Genomic DNA, 19,147 nt, shown 5'->3' with positions numbered 1-19,147 from the left:
GTCGTGCGCCTGTCAAATCGGGATCGAATCGCGCGCCCCCCCTGGGGCAGCGCGTCTTGCTTGTCTGCAGTCCTTGTTATGTTTGAGGCGGGTAGCGGGGCGTCACGCCACCGCAAACGCCGCCTTCATGTCCGCCATGCGGCGCCGTTCACGCGCGATCATCATCCGGTTCACGACGATCACGCCGACCGTCACGGCCGTGATGAACAGCGTCGCCAGTGCGTTCATCTCCGGGTTCAGCCCCAGCCGCACGCGCGAGAACACCACCAGCGGCAGCGTCGTCGAGCCCGGCCCGGACAGGAACGCCGACAGCACCAGATCGTCGATCGACAGCGTGAACGACAACAGCCACCCCGACAGCAGCGCCTGCGAGATCAGCGGCAGCGTCACCACGAAGAACACCTTCAGCGGCGTTGCGCCGAGATCCAGCGCCGCCTCTTCGAGCGACTTGTTCATCTCCTTCACGCGCGACTGCACGATGATCGCCACGTACGACACGCACAGCATCACGTGGCCGATCCAGATCGTCACCATCCCGCGGCCCTTCGGCCAGCCGAACATCTGCTCCAGCGCCACGAACAGCAGCAGCAGCGAGATGCCCTGGATCACTTCCGGAATCACCAGCGGCGCGTTGATCATCCCCGTGTACAGCGTGAAGCCCTTGAAGCGGCCGAAGCGCGCGAGCACGAAGCCCGCCCACGTGCCGATCACGACCGACGCGGTGGCCGTCAGCAGGCCGATCTTCAGTGACAGCCATGCGGCAGTCAGCAGCTCGTCGTCGTCCAGCAGTGCCGAGTACCACTTCAGCGAGAAGCCCGACCACACCGTCACCAGCTTCGACTCGTTGAACGAGTACACGACCAGGCTGATGATCGGGATGTACAGGAACAGGAAGCCGAAGGCGAGAACGCCCGTCGACAGCGGTTTGCTCGGCTTGATCATTTCGCGTCCTCCAGTTCCTTGACCTGGTAGTACTGGAACAGCGCCATCGGCACCAGCAGCAGCAACACCATCGCGACCGTCACCGCGGACGCCATCGGCCAGTCCATGTTGTTGAAGAATTCATCCCACATCACGCGACCGATCATCAGCGTGTCGGCGCCGCCGAGCAGTTCCGGAATCACGTACTCGCCCACCGCCGGGATGAACACCAGCAGGCTGCCGGCGATGATCCCGTTCTTCGACAGCGGCAGCGTGATCCGCGTGAACGCGACCCACGGCTTCGCGCCGAGGTCGTACGCGGCTTCGAGCAGCGTGAGGTCCATCTTCACGAGGTGCGCGTACAGCGGCATCACCATGAACGGCAGGTACGAATAGACCATCCCGATGTAGACGCCCGCGTCGCTGTGGTAGAGGCGCAGCGGCGTGTGGATGATGCCGAGCGCGATCAGCGTGTGGTTCAGCAGGCCGTCGTCCTTCAGGATGCCGATCCATGCGTACACGCGGATCAGGAACGACGTCCAGAACGGCAGCATCACGGCCATCATCAGCACGTTGCGGCGGTTCGGTTCCGAGCGCGCGATGTAGTACGCCATCGGATAGCCGATCAGCAGACACAGCGCCGTCGACACGGCGGCCATCTTCAGCGAGCTGAGGTAGGTCGCGATGTACAGGTCGTCCTGCAGCAGGAACGCGTAGTGCGACAGCTGCAGCGCGAAGTGCACGACGCCGTCCTTGATCTCGACGAGCGACGTGTACGGCGGAATGCCCATCACCTGGTCGGCAAAGCTGATCTTCAGCACCAGCACGAACGGCAGCGCGAAGAACACGGCCAGCCACAGGAACGGCACGCCGATCGCGACGCTGCGGCCCGACGGCAGGAAGCGCGACAGCGCGGCAAAGCGGCCCGGGCGGGCGCGGCCGGTGCCGGCGCTCGCGGCACCGGTCGGCACCGGCGCGGACGGATTGGAGGCGGAGGTTCTCATCGTGGCGTCCTCACTGCGTCAGCACGACGCCACTCGCCGGCGACCACGACACGAACACGTCGTCGTTCCACGCCGGTGCGGTGTCGTTCATCAGGTGCGAGCTCGACAGGTTCGACACCACCGTCTTGCCGCTCGGCAAGCGCACGTGGTACAGCGAGTAGCTGCCCATGTACGCGATGTCGGTCACGACGCCGCGCGCCCAGTTGTGTTTCGAGCCCGGCTTCTCGCGCGACACGTGAATGCGTTCCGGGCGCACCGAGATGCCGACCGGCATCCCGAGCGGGCCCGTCACGCCGTGGCTCACGTACATGCGTGCTTCGAGATCGTCGCTTTCGACGAAGATGTGGTCGGGCTCGTCTTCAACCACGCGCCCTTCGAACAGGTTGGTCGAACCGATGAATTCGGCCGAGAAGCGGCTGTTCGGAAACTCGTACACCTCGCCCGGCGCGCCGATCTGCACGATCTTGCCTTCGCTCATCACCGCGAGGCGGCTGGCCATCGTCATCGCCTCTTCCTGGTCGTGCGTGACCATCACGCAGGTCACGTCGACCTTCTCGATGATGTTCACGAGTTCGAGCTGGGTCTTCTGGCGGATCTTCTTGTCGAGCGCGGACATCGGCTCGTCGAGCAGCAGGAGCTTCGGGCGCTTGACCAGCGAGCGGGCCAACGCGACGCGCTGCTGCTGGCCGCCTGAAAGTTGATGCGGCTTGCGCTGCGCGTACTTGCTCATCTGCACCAGCGCGAGCGCATCGGCCACGCGCTCCTTGATCTCGTGCTTCGGCGTGCCTTCCTGCTTCAGGCCGAATGCGACGTTCGATTCGACCGTCATGTGCGGGAACAGCGCGTACGACTGGAACATCATGTTCACCGGACGGCGGTACGGCGGCAGCGACGCAAGATCTTCACCGTCGACGAAGATCTTGCCGGAGGTGGCCGTCTCGAGCCCGGCGAGCATGCGCAGCAACGTCGACTTGCCGCAGCCCGAGCTGCCGAGCAGCGCGAACAGCTCGTTCTTCGCGATGGTCAGGTTCACGTTGTCGACGGCCGTGCTGTCGCCGAATTTCTTCACGACGTTTTCGATGCGCACGAATGCGTCGTTTTGCGTACGGGCCGCGGCGGCCGGTTGGGTCTGTCGTGCAGCAGCGGAAGAGGGTATCGATTGCATGGGAGTCACCATTCGTTCTTCACGGATTGCAGGCGTGAGCGTCCCCGCACGAGGCGCGCAACGCGACTCGCGGACGACGGCTCGTGCCGGATGGAACAGTGCGCGCGGCGCGCGCGGGCGGACGGAGGTCCGCGGATCTCAGGCGGGCAGGCGTGAAGCGATGCCTGCGCCGCCGGAATGCAGGGCGATCAGTGGCCGGTCTTCAATTGGGCCCACAGGCGGTTCTGGAGGCGCAGGATGTCGGCCGGCATCGGCTTCATCAGCACCATCTTCTTCAGCACGTCTTCGGGCGGATAGACCGTCGGGTCCTGCGCGACGCTCGGCGTGACGAACTGATGCGCAGCCTTGTTGGCAGTCGGGTAGAACACCGTGTTGGTGATCGCCGCGTTGACCTTCGGATCGGACACGTAGTTGATCCACTTCAGTGCGGCCTCGGGGTGCGGTGCATCCTTCGGGATCACCATCACGTCGAACCACAGCAGGCCGCCTTCCTTCGGGTTCGAGAACTTGATGTCGTACGAACGCTTCGCTTCGGCCGAGCGGCGATGCGCGATGCCGACGTCGCCCGACCAGCCGAGCGCGACGCACACGTCGTTGTTCGCGAGGTCGTTGATGTAGCCGGACGAGTTGAACTGGGTGATGTACGGGCGGACTTTCTTCAGGACTTCGAAGGCTGCCTGGTAATCGCCGGGGTTCGTGCTGTTCGGGTTCTTGCCCATGTATTGCAGCGTGGCGGCAAACACGTCGACGGCCTGGTCGAGGAACGACACGCCGCAGCCCTTCAGCTTTTCCATGTTGGCCGGGTCGAACACCAGTGCCCAGCTGTCGACCGGCGCCTTGTCGCCGAGTGCCTTCTTCACCGCCTGCGCGTTGTAGCCGATGCCGTCCGTGCCGTAGGCCCAGGGCACGCCGTACTGGTTGCCCGGATCGGCATCCGCGATCATCTTCATCAGCAGCGGGTCGAGGTTCGCGAGGTTCGGCAGCTTCGACTTGTCGAGCTTCTGGTACACGCCGGCTTGAATCTGCTTGGCCATGTAGTTCGACGTCGGCACGACGATGTCGTAGCCCGAACTGCCGGCCAGCAGCTTCGCCTGAAGCGTGTCGTCGCTGTCGTAGTTGTCGTACTTGACGTGGATACCCGTCTGCTTCTGGAAGTTCGGGATCGTGTCGGGTGCGATGTAGTCGGACCAGTTGTAGACATTCAGCTCGTCGGCCGCGTGCGCCGTCGGGCTGGCGACCGACGTGAACGCGGCCGCGGCGGCAAGGGCGGCAACAGAACAGGCTTGGCGAAGAAAGCAGGCACGCATGGTGGAATTCCCCTGGTTATGGCGGCGTGCGGCGCCCGCCGCACGCCTGTAGGCAAAACCGTTACGAAATACCCAGTTGCTGGGCGGTTGCATCGACTGCTTTTTTCGCCTTCGATACGAGTTCATCGATTTCCGGACGCGAGATCACGAGCGGCGGCGACAGCAGCATCCGGTCGCCGGTCGCACGCATGATCAGGTTGCCGTTGAAGCAGAAGTCGCGGCAGATCGTGCCGACGTCGCCGCCGTTCGCGAAGCGGCGGCGTTCGGCCGGCGATTCGGCGAGCTGCAGGCTCGCGACGAGGCCGTGGCCGTGCACTTCGCCGACGATCGGGTGATGCGCGAAGGTCTCGCGCATCAGCGCCTGGAAGTAAGGGCCCGTGTCGCTCTTCACGCGTTCGACGATTCCTTCGTCGCGCAGCAGCTTCAGGTTCGCGACCGCGACGGCCGCCGCCACCGGGTGGCCCGAGTACGTGAGGCCGTGGTTGAATTCGCCGTTGTCGATGATCGGCCGCGCGACGCGCTCGTGAATGCCGACGGCACCCATCGGCACGTAGCCCGACGTGAGGCCCTTCGCCATCGTGATCAGGTCCGGCTCGAAGCCGAAGTGCTGGTGCGCGAACCATTCGCCGGTGCGGCCGAAGCCGCCGATCACTTCGTCGGCAACCAGCAGGATGTCGTACTTGCGGCAGATCCGCTGGATTTCCGGCCAGTACGTCGACGGCGGGAAGATCACGCCGCCCGCGCCCTGGAACGGCTCGCCGATGAACGCGGCGACGTTCTCCGCGCCGAGTTCGAGGATCTTCGCTTCGAGTTGCTGCGCGCGGGCCAGGCCGAACGCTTCCGGCGTTTCACCGGCCGCCGCTTCGCCGAAGAAATACGGCTGGTCGATGTGCACGATGTTCTCGACCTTCGACGGCATCTGCTCGTGCATGTAGCCCATCCCGCCGAGCGTGCCGCCCGCGATCGTCGAGCCGTGATAGCCGTTCTTGCGCGAGATCACGTACTTCTTCTGCGGCTGGCCCTGCACGCGCCAGTACTGGTGCACGAGGCGCAGCACCGTGTCGTTGCCTTCCGAGCCGCTGTTGCAATAGAAGAAGTGGTTGAAGCCCTTCGGCGTGACTTCCGCGAGCATCGCGGAGAGTTCGATCACCGGCGGGTGCGTGGTCTTGAAGAACGTGTTGTAGAACGGCAGCTCCTGGATCTGGCGATACGCGGCGTCGGCGAGCTCCTTGCGGCCGTAGCCGACGTTCACGCACCAGAGGCCGGCCATCCCGTCGATCACCTTGTTGCCGTCCGAGTCCCACAGGTAGACGCCGTCGGCCTTCACGATCACGCGGCTGCCCGCGCGGTTCAGCGCACCCATGTCCGAGAACGGATGGATGTGGTGCGCGGCGTCGAGCGCGCGGTATTCGGCGGTCGTGCGCGCCTGCGTCGCGCGCGGCGCGGCGGCCGTAGCGGTGGGGGCGGCGGGCTGGATCCAGGCAGATTCGTTGCGGTACGTCATGTTTCCTCCGTGATTCCGTATTCGGTTGGGTGCACGCTCAGACGTGCAGCAGCAGATGGCGGCGTTCCCACGAGCTGATCACGCGGAAGAACGCTTCGTATTCGGTTTCCTTCAGCGCGAAATACGCCTTCAGGAACTTGTGGCCGAGAATCTCGCCGAGCGGCTCGCAGGCGGCCATCAGCGTGAGCCCTTCCTCGAGGTTGCGCGGCAGCTGGTACGGCAGGTCGTAGCCGTCGCTGACGAGCGGCTCGGTCGGCTCCAGGCGCTGCGTCATGCCGAGATAGCCGGCCGCGAGCGTGGCGGCGAGTGCGAGGTACGGGTTGCAGTCGACGCCCGGGATGCGGTTCTCGATGCGGCGTGCCGACGGGCTCGAGTGCGGGATGCGGAAGCCGACCGTGCGGTTGTCGTAGCCCCACTGCACGTTGATCGGTGCAGCCATGAAGCGCGACAGGCGGCGGTACGAGTTGATGTACGGCGCGAAGATCGGCATCAGTGCCGGCGTGTACTTCTGCAGCCCCGCGAGGTAGTTGTAGAACATCGACGTCGCGCCGCCGGTTTCCTGCGACGTGAACAGGTTATGGCCCGTTTCCTCGTCGACGATGCTCTGGTGCACGTGCATCGCCGAACCCGGTTCGTCTTCCATCGGCTTGGCCATGAACGTCGCGTACATGTTGTGACGCAGCGCGGCCTCGCGCACCGTGCGCTTGAACAGGAACACCTGGTCGGCCAGCGACAGCGCGTCGCCGTGCATGAAGTTGATCTCCATCTGCGCGGCGCCGACTTCGTGGATCAGCGTGTCGATGTCGAGGTTCTGCGCTTCGCAGTACTCGTAGATGTCCTCGAACAGCGGGTCGAACTCGTTGACGGCCTCGATCGAATACGACTGGCGGCCCGTTTCGGGGCGGCCCGTACGGCCGACCGGCGGACGCAGCGGCAGGTCGGGATCCTTGTTCATGTCGACCAGGTAGAACTCGAGCTCGGGCGCGACGACCGGCTTCCAGCCCTTCGCCTTGTACAGGTCGAGCACGCGGCGCAGCACGTAGCGCGGCGAGATCTCGACCGGCGAGCCGTCGAAGTGCACGCAATCGTGGATCACCTGCGCGGTCGGGTCGATCGCCCACGGGATCAGGCGGATCGTCGATGCATCGGGCACGCACACCATGTCGGGGTCGGTCACGCCGGTCAGCGAGCCGTCTTCCGGATATTCGCCGGTGACGGTCTGCACCATCACGGCTTGCGGCAGGCGCATCGATTCGCCGGACGTGAACTTGTTGCGCGGCGTGATCTTGCCGCGCGCGATGCCGGCCATGTCGGGAATGATCGCCTCGACTTCGGTGATCCGGTGCTGCTTCAGAAAATCTTCGATGTCTTGCATGTCTGTTCTCGTTGGTTTGGGTCGGCGCGCTCAGGCGAGCGCGGCGGCGGCCATGGCACGCGTGCGGGCGGCGCGGCGGGCGCGGCAGGCATCGCCGAAGGCGCGGAAGATCGCGCTCGACAGCGGGTCCTGCGCATGGCGCCATTCCGGATGCCACTGCACGGCCAGGGCGAAAGCCGGTGCGTCGACGACGCTCACGGCTTCGATCAGCCCGTCCGGCGCGACGGCCTCGACAGCCAGGCCGGAGCCCAGCTGAGCGATGCCCTGCTTGTGCAGCGAGTTCACGTGCACTTCGTCGCGGCCGCCGGCGAGCGCGTGCAGCTGGCCGCCGGGCGTCAGGCGCACGACGTGCGCGGGGCCGTACTGCGTGTCCATCGGCGCGTCGTCGTCTTCGCGGTGATCGGCGAAGCCCGGCACTTCATGCACGCGCTGGTGCAGCGTGCCGCCGCAGACGACGTTCAGTTCCTGGAAGCCGCGGCAGACGGCCAGCACGGGTACGCCCGCGGCGATCGCCGCGCGCAGCAGCGGCAGCGTGGTCGCGTCGCGGGCCGGGTCGTGCTTCGTGCCCGGTGCGCTCGGTTCGCCGCCGTACAGGTGCGGCTCGACGTTCGAGTAGCTGCCGGTAAACAGCAGGCCGTCGACCGTGTCGAGCACGTCGTCGACCGACTGGCGATCGCCGAGCGCGGGCAGCACCATCGCGAACGCTTGCGCGCCGTCGACGATCGCGGCGACGTACTTGTCGCCGACCGTATGCGACGCGTGGGCGCCGATTTGCGTGTGGTCGGCGGTGATGCCGACGAGAGGTTTCCTTCTTTCCATGACGTCAATCAGTTATCCGGAGGGTTGTCGCTTACGTCTTGCCGGATGTGGCGAAACGCCGGCGTGCAACAACCCCGCAGCCTTGCGCGAGACGCAGGGCCGCTGGTGAATGGGCGCAACGGGATGGTGTGGCGATCCGCGCTGCGCGCGACGATCTGGCCGTCGTTCATTTCATGGCGATACGCGACGCAGCAACGCATGCGCGAACGCGTTCCGTCACCGCACGGACGATGCGGTTGGCGAATCGGCAGATGAAACGAACGACGTAAAGAAAGGAGAGGCGCTACGGCAGCAGCGACGCCACTTCGTCGGTATCGACGGCAACGAAGGCGCGTGCGGAAACGGCGTTGTGACGCCGAACGGAACGACGGGACAGGATGGTGTAGATCGACAGATGAAGCAGGCGAGGACTATGCCAGCCGCAACTGCCGTCGTCGGAAGCGGACGCCGCGCTGCGCAAACTTCGCACATCGCCTCGATCCCACCTCACCAGAGGGCCACGGACTCTCACGATTACACTCGACTGGGTTGTTGAAAGTATTGAACACCTGACCGTTTCGACGCGCTGGGCGTTTAAAATAATCAAGGCGCCGGTTACGCGTTATTTACATTGATGGGCATCAATTTTTGCGTTGCAATAACGTTTTTGCTGCCCATGAAAGCTTGATGACGCTAACCTGAGAGCCAGCATATACGAGCCAAAAACGGCGTCAAATGTTTTTTAACGGTGTTGCATCAGGGCTTTCCCGAGCAGTGCGAACAAAAGATTCGTAAACGGAATAATCGACAGGGTGTTCATTATTTCGAACGCCTTTCAGGGTTTTCCCCGCTGATGCGCGGCATAAAGTGATTAGAATATTCAACGGCTGTCCAACGCGTCGTTTCACTTTGTCATCGCACTTATCGTGTCCGAAACCGAATCGATGTCTACCGAAGTCGCCGAGCGCCTGCGTTTCGTGCGCAACAAGCATGGCCTGTCGCAGCGCGAACTCGCGAAGCGGGCCGGCGTGACCAACGGCACGATCTCGCTGATCGAACAGGGCCGTGTGAGCCCGTCGGTCGGCTCGCTGAAGAAGCTGCTCGAATGCATCCCGATGAGTCTCGCGGAGTTCTTCACGTTCGAGCTCGTCGATTCGCGTTCGGTCGTGTCGCGTCGTGACGAGATGCCGAACCTCGGCAACGACACGCTCGCGTTCCATCTGGTCGGCGCGAGCATGAAGGACCGCAACATGTGCATCCTGCGCGAGATCTACCAGCCGCAGGCCGATACGGGGCCCGAGATGCTCGTACACGCGGGGCACGAGGGCGGCGTCGTCGTGTCGGGCCGGCTCGAGCTGACCGTCGACGGCGCGACGTGGCTGCTCGACCCCGGAGACGGCTACTACTTCGAAAGCCGTTTGCCGCACCGTTTCCGTAATCCCAGCGCGGACCTGATCTGCGAGGTCGTTTCGGCCAATTCGCCGGCGACCTTCTGACCTTTCCACCGCGCGTCACTGCATTCGCTGCCGGCCGGTTGCGCGTCACGCGCAGCGGCGTGCCGCATCGCGAATGCCAAAAAACTGAGGCATCCTGATGAAAAAGTTGACTTTGGCTGACTGGCAGGACAAGGCGGCGTCGCTCGAGATCGAAGGGCGCGCATTCATCGACGGTGCGTCGCGCGACGCGCATGGCGGCAAGACGTTCGACTGCGTGAGCCCGATCGACGGCCGCGTGCTCGCGAAGGTCGCCGATTGCGGCGAAGCCGACGTGAACGCGGCCGTTGCGGCCGCGCGCCGCGCGTTCGACGCGGGCGTATGGGCCGGGCTGAACCCGCGTGCGCGCAAGGCCGTGCTGCTGCGCTGGGCCGCGCTGATGCGCGAGCATCTCGACGAGCTGTCGCTGCTCGAAACGCTCGACGCCGGCAAGCCGATCGGCGACACGACGACGGTCGACGTGCCGGGCGCCGCGTACTGCGTCGAGTGGTTCGCGGAAGCGATCGACAAGGTGGGCGGCGAGGTCGCGCCGGCCGATCATCATCTCGTCGGCCTCGTCACGCGCGAGCCGGTCGGCGTGGTGGCCGCCGTCGTGCCGTGGAACTTCCCGATCCTGATGGCCGCGTGGAAATTCGGCCCGGCGCTCGCGGCTGGCAACAGCGTGGTGCTGAAGCCGTCGGAGAAATCGCCGCTGACCGCGATCCGTGTCGCGCAACTCGCGTACGAGGCCGGCATTCCCGCCGGCGTGTTCAACGTCGTGCCGGGCGCGGGCGAGCCCGGCAAGCTGCTCGCGCTGCATCGCGACGTCGATTGCATCGCGTTTACAGGCTCGACGGCGGTCGGCAAGCTGATCATGCAGTACGCCGCGCAGTCGAACCTGAAGCGGGCATGGCTCGAACTCGGCGGCAAGTCGCCGAACATCGTGCTGCGCGATTGCCCCGATCTCGACCGTGCGGCGCAGGCAGCCGCCGGCGCGATCTTCTACAACATGGGCGAGATGTGCACGGCAGGTTCCCGGCTGCTCGTGCATCGCGACATCAAGGACGCGTTCATCGAGAAGCTCGTCGCGGCCGCGCGTGCGTACGTGCCCGGCAATCCGCTCGATCCGTCGGTGTCGATGGGCGCGATCGTCGACGGCATCCAGCTCGAGCGTGTGCTCGGCTATATCGAGGCCGGGCGCAGCGAAGGCAGGCTCGTCACCGGCGGTGCGCGCGTGAAGGCGGAAACGGGCGGCTTCTACGTGGAGCCGACGGTGTTCGAGGTGAAACCGGATGCGAAGATCGCGCGCGAGGAGATCTTCGGGCCGGTGCTGTCGGTGATCGTGTTCGACGACGTCGACGAGGCCGTGCGGATCGCGAACGACAGCGAATACGGGCTGGCCGCGGCCGTGTGGACGTCGAACCTGACGACCGCGCACGACGTGTCGCGCCGGCTGCGCGCGGGCACCGTCTGGGTGAACTGCTACGACGAGGGGGGCGACATGAACTTCCCGTTCGGCGGCTACAAGCAGTCGGGCAACGGTCGCGACAAGTCGCTGCACGCGCTCGAGAAGTACACCGAGCTGAAGTCGACGCTGATCCGGCTGCGCTGACGCGCTGCCGGGTGCGGGCGCGGCCGTCGTACGACCGCGTGCCCGCACCCGCGGCGGGCGGGCGTTATGCCGCGCGCAGCGCGGGGTGGAAGCCGGCGGCTTCGATGATCGACTGCACACGCTCGGCGCCTTGCGCCGATTCGACCTTGACGATCTTCGCCGCGACGTCGATGTCGAGCTTCGCGGCGGGATCGGCGGCCGTCACCGCGCGGGTGATGGCATTGGCGCAGCCGCCGCAGGTCATGTCCTGGACTTCGAATTCCATCGTGTTCTCCTGAGTTGACGATTGACAAGCATCGACAGCATGAAGCTTGCCATAGTGGGAAGGTCAAGCGTGCGCGTGCCGCCGGGAATCGGTGTCGCGCCTGGATCGGGCGACAGCGCGTTGTAAAGATGAAGTCTGACGAATATCGATCGGGAAGTTGACGTCATTCGGCACTTGTCCTGATTGACGGAGACGCGTTCCGGGCGAAGCCGGGCGGATGCCTTGCGGGGCAACGCGTGACGTCGATCCATTAAGCGCGATCACCATGTTGCGAGTAAGGGTACGCGAGGTGAAAATGCGAATCGATCTTAGTATCAGCTCCCTTCGATATTTCATTTCGTTACCCCTATGAATCGTTTTGCTTTCGGCTTCGCGCTGGCGCTGCTGGGCGCATCGGCAACGTCCGCCTTCGCGGCCGACGATGTCGTCAACCTGACCCTGAAGGATCACAAGTTTTCGCCGGACGGCGTGACGATCCCGGCCGGCAAGAAGGTGAAGTTCGTCGTGAAGAACCTCGACGCGACGCCTGCTGAATTCGAGAGCGACGACTTCAAGGCGGAGAAGGTCGTGCCCGCCGGCAAGTCGGTGGAGATCCTGGTCGGGCCGCTGAAGGCCGGCACGTACGAATTCCACGACGAGTATCACGAAGCGCAGTCGAAGACGCACCTGACCGTCAAGTAAGCCGATATCGCCATGTTGTCTACCGCTCTGATCGTTTTTCGTGAAGTGCTCGAGGCCGCGCTGGTGGTGTCGATCGTGATGGCCGCGACGAAGGGCGTGCCGCGACGCGGCTGGTGGGTCGGCAGCGGGCTGGTGGGCGGCGTGATCGGCGCCGGCCTGATCGCCGCGTTCGCCGACGTGATTTCGCAGTGGGCGTCCGGCATGGGGCAGGAGGTCTTCAACGCGGGCGTGATGTTCGTCGCAACGCTGATGCTCGCGTGGCACAGCATCTGGATGAGCCGGCACGGTCGCGAGATGGCGATGCAGATGACCGAGGTCGGGCGTGCCGTCGCGGCCGGCAGCAAGCCGCTGACGGGGCTGGCGATCGTGGTCGGCGTCGCGGTGCTGCGCGAAGGTTCCGAGGCCGTGCTGTTCCTGTACGGCATCGCGGCCGGCGATCCGGGGCAGACGCCGCAGATGATCGTCGGCGGGCTGCTCGGCGTGCTGGGCGGCGCCGGGCTCGGCTACGGGATGTATGCGGGCCTGCTGCAGATTCCGCTGAAGCGCCTGTTCTCCGTCACCAACTGGCTGATCGTGCTGCTCGCGGCGGGGATGGCAAGCCAGTGCGTCGGCTTCCTGCTCTCGGCTGGCCTCGTGCCGTCGTGGGGCGATGTGATCTGGGATACGTCGTGGCTGCTCAAGGATTCGAGCATCGTCGGCAAGGCGCTGCATACGCTGGTCGGCTATACCGCGCGCCCGGCGGGCATCCAGATCGTCGCGTATCTCGCGACGCTGGCCGCGATTGTCGGGCTGGCACGGCTCGTCGGCCGGCCGCAGGCGGCGGTGCGGCCGCCACGGCCGGTGGCCTGAGTTGTTCAGGTTCGAATAAAAAAGGGGCGTCATGGACGCCCCTTTTGTCATGTGCGGTTCGCGGCCGGCCCGTGCGCGGCCTGGGCAGCCGCACGCGGGTGGCGCACGCCGCGCCCGGTCAGCGGTGGCTGTCGATCCATGCGCGGGCCCATTCGAGCCCCACATCGCGTGCGTCGTCCTCGGTGTCGAACACGCCGAGCACGCCGGATGCCTCGACCAGCTTGTTGTTCTGCGTGATCGTGCCGCTCGCCGCAAAGCGCTCGGGCTGCAGGATCTCGTCCTGCTGCAGGATCGCGTGGCCCCAGATCTGGTAGCCGTGGTAGGTTTGCGCTTCCATTATCGAGTCACCTCCGCGGAGCGGCCGTGCGTGCCGACCTGCAGCACGTTGCCGTCCGGCGTGTATTGACGCGGGATGTTGGAGAAGTTTAGCGCGTGCTGCGCATCGGGCGCAGCCGGCTGCATCACCGTCAGGCGGCCCGGTGCGGGCTGCGCGACGGGGCGCGGGGCGGCGGGTGCCTCGGCCGCGGCGGCGGGCGGACGATGCGAACCGGCTTTCACGGCCTGCGCGGTTTGCGCGACGCGACGCTTGTGCGGTGGCTTCGCGACGGCCTTCGGCGGCACGGCGGCGTGTTTCGTCGTCGTGGCGGCGGGGGCGTCGGCACCTTTGCGTGCCGCCGGCGCGTGCGCGGCCGGCGACCGCGCCTCGGGCGGGTTCCAGACCTCGACATAGTGCTCGGCCGCCCAGCCCGTCGACGCGAACGTCAGTGCCAGCATTCCGCATCCCAACAGTCTTACCATGGTCTCTCCGTCTGTCTCGTCGGCGTGCCTGCTCGTTTTACTCCACCGTCACCGACTTCGCGAGGTTCCGCGGCTTGTCGACGTCGGTGCCGCGTGCGCACGCGGTGTGATACGCGAGCAATTGCAGCGGCACGACGTGCAGGATCGGCGACAGTTGCCCGTAGTGCTCCGGCATCCGGATCACGTGCAGGCCGTCGCCGTTGACGATCTGCGTGTCGGCATCGGCGAACACGTACAACTCGCCGCCGCGCGCACGCACTTCCTGCATGTTCGACTTCAGCTTCTCGAGCAGCGTATCGTTCGGCGCGACCGTGACGACCGGCATCGCTTCCGTGACGAGCGCGAGCGGCCCGTGCTTCAGTTCGCCGGCCGGATAGGCCTCGGCGTGGATGTACGAGATTTCCTTCAGCTTCAGCGCGCCTTCGAGCGCGATCGGGTAGTGCAGCCCGCGGCCGAGGAACAGCGCGTTTTCCTTGCGCGCGAATTCCTCCGACCACGCGATGATCTGCGGCTCCAGCGCGAGCACGCTGTTCAGCGCGGCCGGCAGGTGGCGCAGCTGCTTCAGGAATTCCGCTTCCTGCGCGGCGTCGACGTGCCCGCGCAGCTTGCCGAGCGTCGCGGCCAGCACGAACAGCGCGACGAGCTGGGTCGTGAACGCCTTGGTCGACGCGACGCCGATCTCGGTGCCCGCGTGCGTCAGGAACTGCATCTCGGTGAGGCGCACCATCGCACTCGTCGCGACGTTGCAGACGGCCAGCGTATGCGTGTGGCCGAGCGACTGCGCGTGCTTGAGCGCCGCGAGCGTATCGGCCGTCTCGCCCGACTGCGAGATCACCAGCACGAGCTGGCGCGGGTTCGGTACCGATTCGCGATAGCGGTATTCGCTCGCGATCTCGACCTGCGTCGGGATCTTCGCGATCGATTCGAGCCAGTATTTCGCGGTCAGGCCCGAGTAGTAGCTCGTGCCGCACGCGAGGATCAGCAGGCTGTCGATGTTCGCGAACGCGGCGGGCGCGGCGTCGCCGAACAGCGTCGCGTCGAATGCGTCCGTTTGCGGCACGGTATCGCTGATCGCGCGCGGCTGCTCGAAGATTTCCTTCTGCATGAAGTGACGATACGGGCCGAGTTCGACCGCGCCGCCGTAGGTGCTGACCACGCGGATCTCGCGCTGCGCGAGCGCGCCGTTCCGGTCGACGATCTTCACGCCGTCGAGCGACAGCTCGCACACGTCGCCTTCCTCGAGGAACGTGAAGCGGTCGGTGCTGCCCACGAGCGCGAGCGCGTCGGACGCGAGGAAGTTCTCGCCGTCGCCGTGGCCGACCACGAGCGGCGAACCCTGGCGCGCGCCGACGACGGTGTGCGGCTGGTCCTTGTGGATCACGGCGATCGCGTACGCGCCGTGCAGCTGGCCGACCGCCTCGCGCACCGCGTCGAACAGGTTGCCGCGATACAGGCTGTGCACGAGGTGGGCGATCACTTCGGTGTCGGTCTGCGACACGAATTCGTAGCCCTTCGCGCGCAGCGCTTCGCGCAGCGATTCGAAGTTCTCGATGATCCCGTTGTGGACGAGCGCGAGCGCGTTCGACGAGAAGATCGGGTGCGCGTTGTGCGTGACGGGCGCGCCGTGCGTCGCCCAGCGCGTGTGTGCGACGCCCGTCGTGCCTTCGACGTGCGATTCGCGCACCTGTGCGTCGAGATCGGCGACGCGCGCAACGCTGCGCGCGCGCTTCGGCGCGTCCGGCTCGAGCACGGCAACGCCGCACGAGTCGTAGCCACGGTACTCGAGGCGCCGCAATCCTTCGATCAGCACCGGAACGATATTACGCTGCGCAACTGCGCCGACAATGCCGCACATGAAATCTACCTTCTATAGGGAAGCGGGCGCCGTAGGGCACCCGCGTGATGTTAACTTTTCTTCTTGACCGGGCGGACGTAGCCGCTTTTTGCGGTCTGCGTCTTCTCGTTCAATGCGAGCAGGCCGTCGGCCACGTCCTTCCAGACCGTCGTGCCGGCGGCGATCGTCACGCCGCGGCCGACGCGCACCGGCGCGACCAGCTGCGTGTCGGAGCCGACGAACACGTCGTCCTCGATCACGGTGCGGAACTTGTTCGCGCCGTCGTAGTTGCAGGTAATCGTGCCCGCGCCGATGTTCACGCGCGCGCCGATGTCGGCGTCGCCAATGTACGTGAGGTGGTTCGCCTTCGAGCCGTGGCCGATCACCGCGTTCTTCACCTCGACGAAGTTGCCGACGTGCGCTTCGTCCGCGAGCTGCGCGCCGGGGCGCAGCCGCGCGTACGGGCCGATCACCGTGTGCGCGCCGAGCTCGGCGCCGTCGATGTGCGTGAACGCGTCGATGCGCGTGCCCGTGCCGACCGACGCGTTGCGGATCACGCAGTTCGCGCCGATCGTCACGTTGTCGGCGAGCGTCACGTTGCCTTCGAACACGCAGTTCACGTCGATCGACACGTCGCGGCCGCAGCGCAGCGTGCCGCGCACGTCGAGGCGCGCCGGATCGGCGAGCGTGACGCCGTCGACGAGCAGCGCGTCGGCGATCGTGCGCTGGTGGATGCGTTCGAGCTCGGCGAGCTGCGCCTTGCTGTTCACGCCGAGCGTTTCCCATTCCTCGTCGGGCTGCGCGGTGACGACCTCGAAACCGGCCTCGATCGCGAGCTCGACGACGTCGGTCAGGTAGTACTCGCCCTGCGCGTTCTCGTTCTTCAGCGCGCCGAGCCACATCGACAGCTGGGCTGTCGGCGTGACGATGATGCCGGTGTTGATCTCGGCGATCTTCAGCTGCTCGGGCGACGCGTCCTTCTGCTCGACGATGCGCGTGACGAAGCCGGCCGCGTCGCGCACGATGCGGCCGTAGCCGGTCGGATCGTCGAGCGTGACGGTCAGAATCCCGTAGCGGCCTTCGCGCGCGGCGTCGACGAGGCGCTGCAAGGTCGACTCGCGTGTGAGCGGCACGTCGCCGTACAGCACGAGCGTAGGTTGCGCGGGATCGAGGAGCGGCAGCGCCTGGCGCACCGCGTGGCCGGTGCCGAGCTGCTCGGCCTGCACGGCAAACTGCACATCCGGGGCGGCGACGGCGGCCTGGACCTGCTCGGCGCCGTGACCGACGACGACGACCAGCCGGGACGGCTGCAGCGCGCGCGCGGTGTCGATGACGTGGGAGAGAAGCGGCCTGCCGGCCAGGGGATGAAGCACTTTCGGCAGCGCGGAACGCATGCGCTTGCCGGTGCCTGCCGCCAAAATCACGATATTCATGGCGCCAGCTTGTCAGAAGAGTTCGAAGCCGTCCATTTTAGCATGCAGCCCCCGTCGATCCGGGCCCGCTGCGGCGCGGCTGCAACGCCGGAACGGGCGGCTGGCGCGCCGTTCCGGCAAGGGTTCCGGCCCCGCTTACAGGTCGTCGAACTGGACGATCGAGATCGGTTGGGCGCCGCCTGGCGCCGCGGTGTCGTCGCCCGACGCGCACGGCTCCTCGTCGAACGCGATGTCGCCCTGCGGATCGGCTTCGCCTGTCGCCCGCAGCGACTGGAACGGGTACAGCGTCGTGTCCATCAGGTGCGACGGCACGACCTTCGCGAGTGCGTTGAACATGTTCTCGACGCGGCCCGGGAAGCGCTTGTCCCATTCGCGGATCAGTGCCTTCATTTCCGCGCGCTTCAGGTTCGGCTGGCTGCCGCAAAGGTTGCACGGGATGATCGGGAATTCGCGCAGTTCCGCGTATTTCTCGAGATCGGTTTCCTTCACGTACGCGAGCGGGCGGATCACGATGTTCTTGCCGTCGTCCGACTGCAGCTTCGGCGGCATTCCCTTCAGCTTGCCGCCGTAGAACATGTTGAGCAGCAGCGTCTGCACGATGTCGTCGCGGTGGTGGCCGAGCGCGATCTTGGTCGCGCCGAGCTCACCGGCCACGCGGTACAGGATCCCGCGGCGCAGCCGCGAGCACAGCGAGCAGGTCGTCTTGCCTTCGGGCACGAGCCGCTTGACGATGCTGTAGGTATCCTGGTTCTCGATGTGGAACGGCACGCCGACCTGCTTCAGGTATTCCGGCAGCACGTGCTCGGGGAAGCCCGGCTGCTTCTGGTCGAGGTTCACCGCGACGATGTCGAAATCGATCGGCGCGCGCTCGCGCAGGCGCAGCAGCACGTCGAGCATCGCGTAGCTGTCCTTGCCGCCCGACAGGCACACCATCACCTTGTCGCCCTGCTCGATCATGTTGAAGTCGCCGATCGCCTGGCCGACCTGGCGCACGATCCGCTTGAACAGCTTGTTGTTCTCGTACGCGTCTTTCTGTTCGCGGCGCGTCAGCGCCGGGCGGCCTGCCGGCGCGGCGGTCGCGTCGAGGGGGGCGGCATCGGCCGCCGTGTCATTCATGTGGGGGGCGTTCATGCGCGCTCCTCGTCCTTGATGCGAAAGACTTCGACGCCGACGGCGTCGCAGTCCGGATAAGCGTCCGGTTTCTCGGTACAGACGCGTACCGCGCGCACGGCATCGTGCGCCAGCAGGCGCGCGGCGATCGCGTCGCACAGCGTTTCCTGCAGGTGGATGTGGCCCCGCGCCAGACATTGCGTGACGCTCTGCTTCATCAGATCGTAGTCGACGATTTCATGCAGCCGATCGTCGACGGGGGTGGACAGCGCGAGCGGCACGAACAGGTCGACATTGATGACGACGCGCTGCTCGCCGCGCTTCTCGTGTTCGAAGGCACCGATGTTGATGTGCACTTCGTAGTCGCGCAGGTAGAGCCTGCGGCAGTCCGCGAGGCGGGGGTGCAGGAGAGCGGAAAACATGGTCGTCCCAGTCAAATTGGCGTGCGCACACGCAAAGCGGCGCGGGCGGCGGCGGTCAGGCCGCGCGATCCGCGCAGTTCATTCATTCGGGCCGGCGGCGGGCGGCACGAGGTGCTCGCCGCCGTCGACGGTCAGCGTCGCGCCCGTGACGCCGGGCGCGCTCGCGAGATAGCAGGCGGCCGCCGCGATGTCGTCCGCGTGCGGCGCGTGGCCGCGCACGAGCGCCGCGACCCGGACCTTCGGCGCGAGTGCCAGCGCCAGCGCCGACGTCGCGCGGTTCAGCGCGGCCTGCATCAGCGCGTGCGACATCTGCGCCGGCGCAGGGTGAAACAGGGCCTGATCCAGTACGTGGATCGCGCACGCGCGCAGTGCTTCCTGTTCGCATGCGGCCTCGGGCGTCGCATCGGCGAGCGCGCGGGCCAGCGCGAGCGGCGCCGTCACGTTGCGCGCGAGGGCGCCGGCGAGCGACGCGCCGTCCACCGTGTGGGCGTCGTCGGCGCCCGCGCTGGCGCTCACGAACACCGCGCACGCGGGCCGGCCGAGTGCCGCGCTGCACGCGGCGACGAGTGCGGCGGCGTCGGCTTCCAGGGCCAGATC

General features: G+C 66.2%; 20 protein-coding genes. 4 read left to right on the top strand and 16 right to left on the bottom strand.

The genetic code is table 11. The annotated features are described in order from the left end of the window. Positions 1 to 102: 102 nt before the first annotated feature. The 8 genes from BDO18943_RS35295 to BDO18943_RS42835 all read right to left on the bottom strand — a co-directional run bounded on the left by BDO18943_RS35295 (position 103) and on the right by BDO18943_RS42835 (position 8,564). Entirely contained in the window at positions 103 to 942 is an 840-nt protein-coding gene (locus BDO18943_RS35295; protein WP_175025872.1) for an ABC transporter permease subunit, read from the bottom strand. After that, positions 939 to 1,925 carry an ABC transporter permease subunit gene (locus BDO18943_RS35290; RefSeq protein WP_175025871.1) on the bottom strand — a complete coding sequence of 329 codons (987 nt, stop codon included), beginning with the start codon at positions 1,923 to 1,925 and terminating at the stop codon, positions 939 to 941. The genes BDO18943_RS35295 and BDO18943_RS35290 overlap by 4 nt, the downstream gene beginning before the upstream one ends. Before the next feature lie 10 nt (positions 1,926 to 1,935). Continuing rightward, entirely contained in the window at positions 1,936 to 3,090 is a 1,155-nt protein-coding gene (locus BDO18943_RS35285; RefSeq protein WP_175025870.1) for an ABC transporter ATP-binding protein, read from the bottom strand. A 188-nt stretch (positions 3,091 to 3,278) separates the two neighbouring features. Beyond that, positions 3,279 to 4,397, bottom strand: a complete 1,119-nt coding sequence (locus tag BDO18943_RS35280; protein ID WP_175025869.1) for a polyamine ABC transporter substrate-binding protein — start codon at positions 4,395 to 4,397, stop codon at positions 3,279 to 3,281. A gap of 61 nt (positions 4,398 to 4,458) precedes the next feature. Next, positions 4,459 to 5,901 carry an aspartate aminotransferase family protein gene (locus BDO18943_RS35275; RefSeq protein ID WP_175025868.1) on the bottom strand — a complete coding sequence of 481 codons (1,443 nt, stop codon included), beginning with the start codon at positions 5,899 to 5,901 and terminating at the stop codon, positions 4,459 to 4,461. Between the two features lie 37 nt (positions 5,902 to 5,938). Beyond that, positions 5,939 to 7,276, bottom strand: coding sequence for a glutamine synthetase family protein (locus BDO18943_RS35270; RefSeq protein WP_043184609.1), 1,338 nt, complete (start codon positions 7,274 to 7,276; stop codon positions 5,939 to 5,941). A 30-nt stretch (positions 7,277 to 7,306) separates the two neighbouring features. Next, on the bottom strand, positions 7,307 to 8,095 hold the full coding sequence (locus tag BDO18943_RS35265; RefSeq protein WP_175025867.1) for a gamma-glutamyl-gamma-aminobutyrate hydrolase family protein: 789 nt from the start codon (positions 8,093 to 8,095) through the stop codon (positions 7,307 to 7,309). A gap of 283 nt (positions 8,096 to 8,378) precedes the next feature. Beyond that, entirely contained in the window at positions 8,379 to 8,564 is a 186-nt protein-coding gene (locus BDO18943_RS42835; protein ID WP_043184603.1) for a hypothetical protein, read from the bottom strand. A 454-nt stretch (positions 8,565 to 9,018) separates the two neighbouring features. On the opposite strand from BDO18943_RS42835, the gene BDO18943_RS35260 reads away from it, so the two are divergent. Both BDO18943_RS35260 and BDO18943_RS35255 read left to right on the top strand, forming a co-directional pair. Next, positions 9,019 to 9,570, top strand: a complete 552-nt coding sequence (locus BDO18943_RS35260; protein ID WP_043185160.1) for a cupin domain-containing protein — start codon at positions 9,019 to 9,021, stop codon at positions 9,568 to 9,570. 97 nt (positions 9,571 to 9,667) lie between these two features. Further along, positions 9,668 to 11,158, top strand: a complete 1,491-nt coding sequence (locus BDO18943_RS35255) for an aldehyde dehydrogenase (protein WP_175025866.1) — start codon at positions 9,668 to 9,670, stop codon at positions 11,156 to 11,158. A 64-nt stretch (positions 11,159 to 11,222) separates the two neighbouring features. Here the strand turns inward: BDO18943_RS35255 and BDO18943_RS35250 are convergent, their stop codons facing one another. Then, the gene (locus BDO18943_RS35250; RefSeq protein WP_011353438.1) at positions 11,223 to 11,423 is read right to left on the bottom strand and encodes a heavy-metal-associated domain-containing protein; all 201 of its coding nucleotides are present in this window, start codon (positions 11,421 to 11,423) and stop codon (positions 11,223 to 11,225) included. Positions 11,424 to 11,771: 348 nt separating this feature from the next. On the opposite strand from BDO18943_RS35250, the gene BDO18943_RS35245 reads away from it, so the two are divergent. Both BDO18943_RS35245 and BDO18943_RS35240 read left to right on the top strand, forming a co-directional pair. Then, a complete protein-coding gene (locus BDO18943_RS35245) occupies positions 11,772 to 12,104 on the top strand; it encodes a cupredoxin domain-containing protein (protein WP_011353437.1) in 333 nt (110 codons plus the stop codon). Positions 12,105 to 12,116: 12 nt separating this feature from the next. Next, positions 12,117 to 12,953, top strand: coding sequence for an FTR1 family iron permease (locus BDO18943_RS35240; protein ID WP_043184596.1), 837 nt, complete (start codon positions 12,117 to 12,119; stop codon positions 12,951 to 12,953). 118 nt (positions 12,954 to 13,071) lie between these two features. On the opposite strand, the gene BDO18943_RS35235 is transcribed toward BDO18943_RS35240, so the two are convergent. The 7 genes from BDO18943_RS35235 to BDO18943_RS35205 form a co-directional block, all read right to left on the bottom strand. After that, positions 13,072 to 13,290 carry a hypothetical protein gene (locus tag BDO18943_RS35235; RefSeq protein WP_122946430.1) on the bottom strand — a complete coding sequence of 73 codons (219 nt, stop codon included), beginning with the start codon at positions 13,288 to 13,290 and terminating at the stop codon, positions 13,072 to 13,074. After that, the gene (locus tag BDO18943_RS35230; RefSeq protein WP_175025865.1) at positions 13,290 to 13,751 is read right to left on the bottom strand and encodes a hypothetical protein; all 462 of its coding nucleotides are present in this window, start codon (positions 13,749 to 13,751) and stop codon (positions 13,290 to 13,292) included. Before BDO18943_RS35230 ends, BDO18943_RS35235 begins: the two co-directional genes overlap by 1 nt. A 37-nt stretch (positions 13,752 to 13,788) precedes the next feature. After that, complete coding sequence (gene glmS / locus BDO18943_RS35225) at positions 13,789 to 15,606, bottom strand: glutamine--fructose-6-phosphate transaminase (isomerizing) (protein ID WP_175025864.1); 1,818 nt, start codon at positions 15,604 to 15,606, stop codon at positions 13,789 to 13,791. Between the two features lie 50 nt (positions 15,607 to 15,656). Continuing rightward, entirely contained in the window at positions 15,657 to 17,018 is a 1,362-nt protein-coding gene (glmU, locus tag BDO18943_RS35220; protein WP_175025863.1) for a bifunctional UDP-N-acetylglucosamine diphosphorylase/glucosamine-1-phosphate N-acetyltransferase GlmU, read from the bottom strand. A 135-nt stretch (positions 17,019 to 17,153) separates the two neighbouring features. Next, positions 17,154 to 18,149 (bottom strand): tRNA 2-thiocytidine(32) synthetase TtcA, encoded by a 996-nt coding sequence (ttcA, locus tag BDO18943_RS35215; protein ID WP_175025862.1) that lies wholly within the window; start codon positions 18,147 to 18,149, stop codon positions 17,154 to 17,156. Continuing rightward, positions 18,146 to 18,550, bottom strand: a complete 405-nt coding sequence (locus BDO18943_RS35210) for a dihydroneopterin aldolase (protein WP_043186999.1) — start codon at positions 18,548 to 18,550, stop codon at positions 18,146 to 18,148. The genes ttcA and BDO18943_RS35210 overlap by 4 nt, the downstream gene beginning before the upstream one ends. Positions 18,551 to 18,628: 78 nt before the next feature. Further along, a partial coding sequence (locus tag BDO18943_RS35205) for a Rossmann fold domain-containing protein (protein ID WP_407649962.1) occupies positions 18,629 to 19,147 on the bottom strand: 519 nt, incomplete at its 5' end.

The sequence above is a fragment of the Burkholderia aenigmatica genome (genome assembly GCF_902499175.1).
GTDB lineage: Bacteria > Pseudomonadota > Gammaproteobacteria > Burkholderiales > Burkholderiaceae > Burkholderia > Burkholderia aenigmatica.
This window is presented reverse-complemented; position numbering and strand designations above follow the sequence as displayed.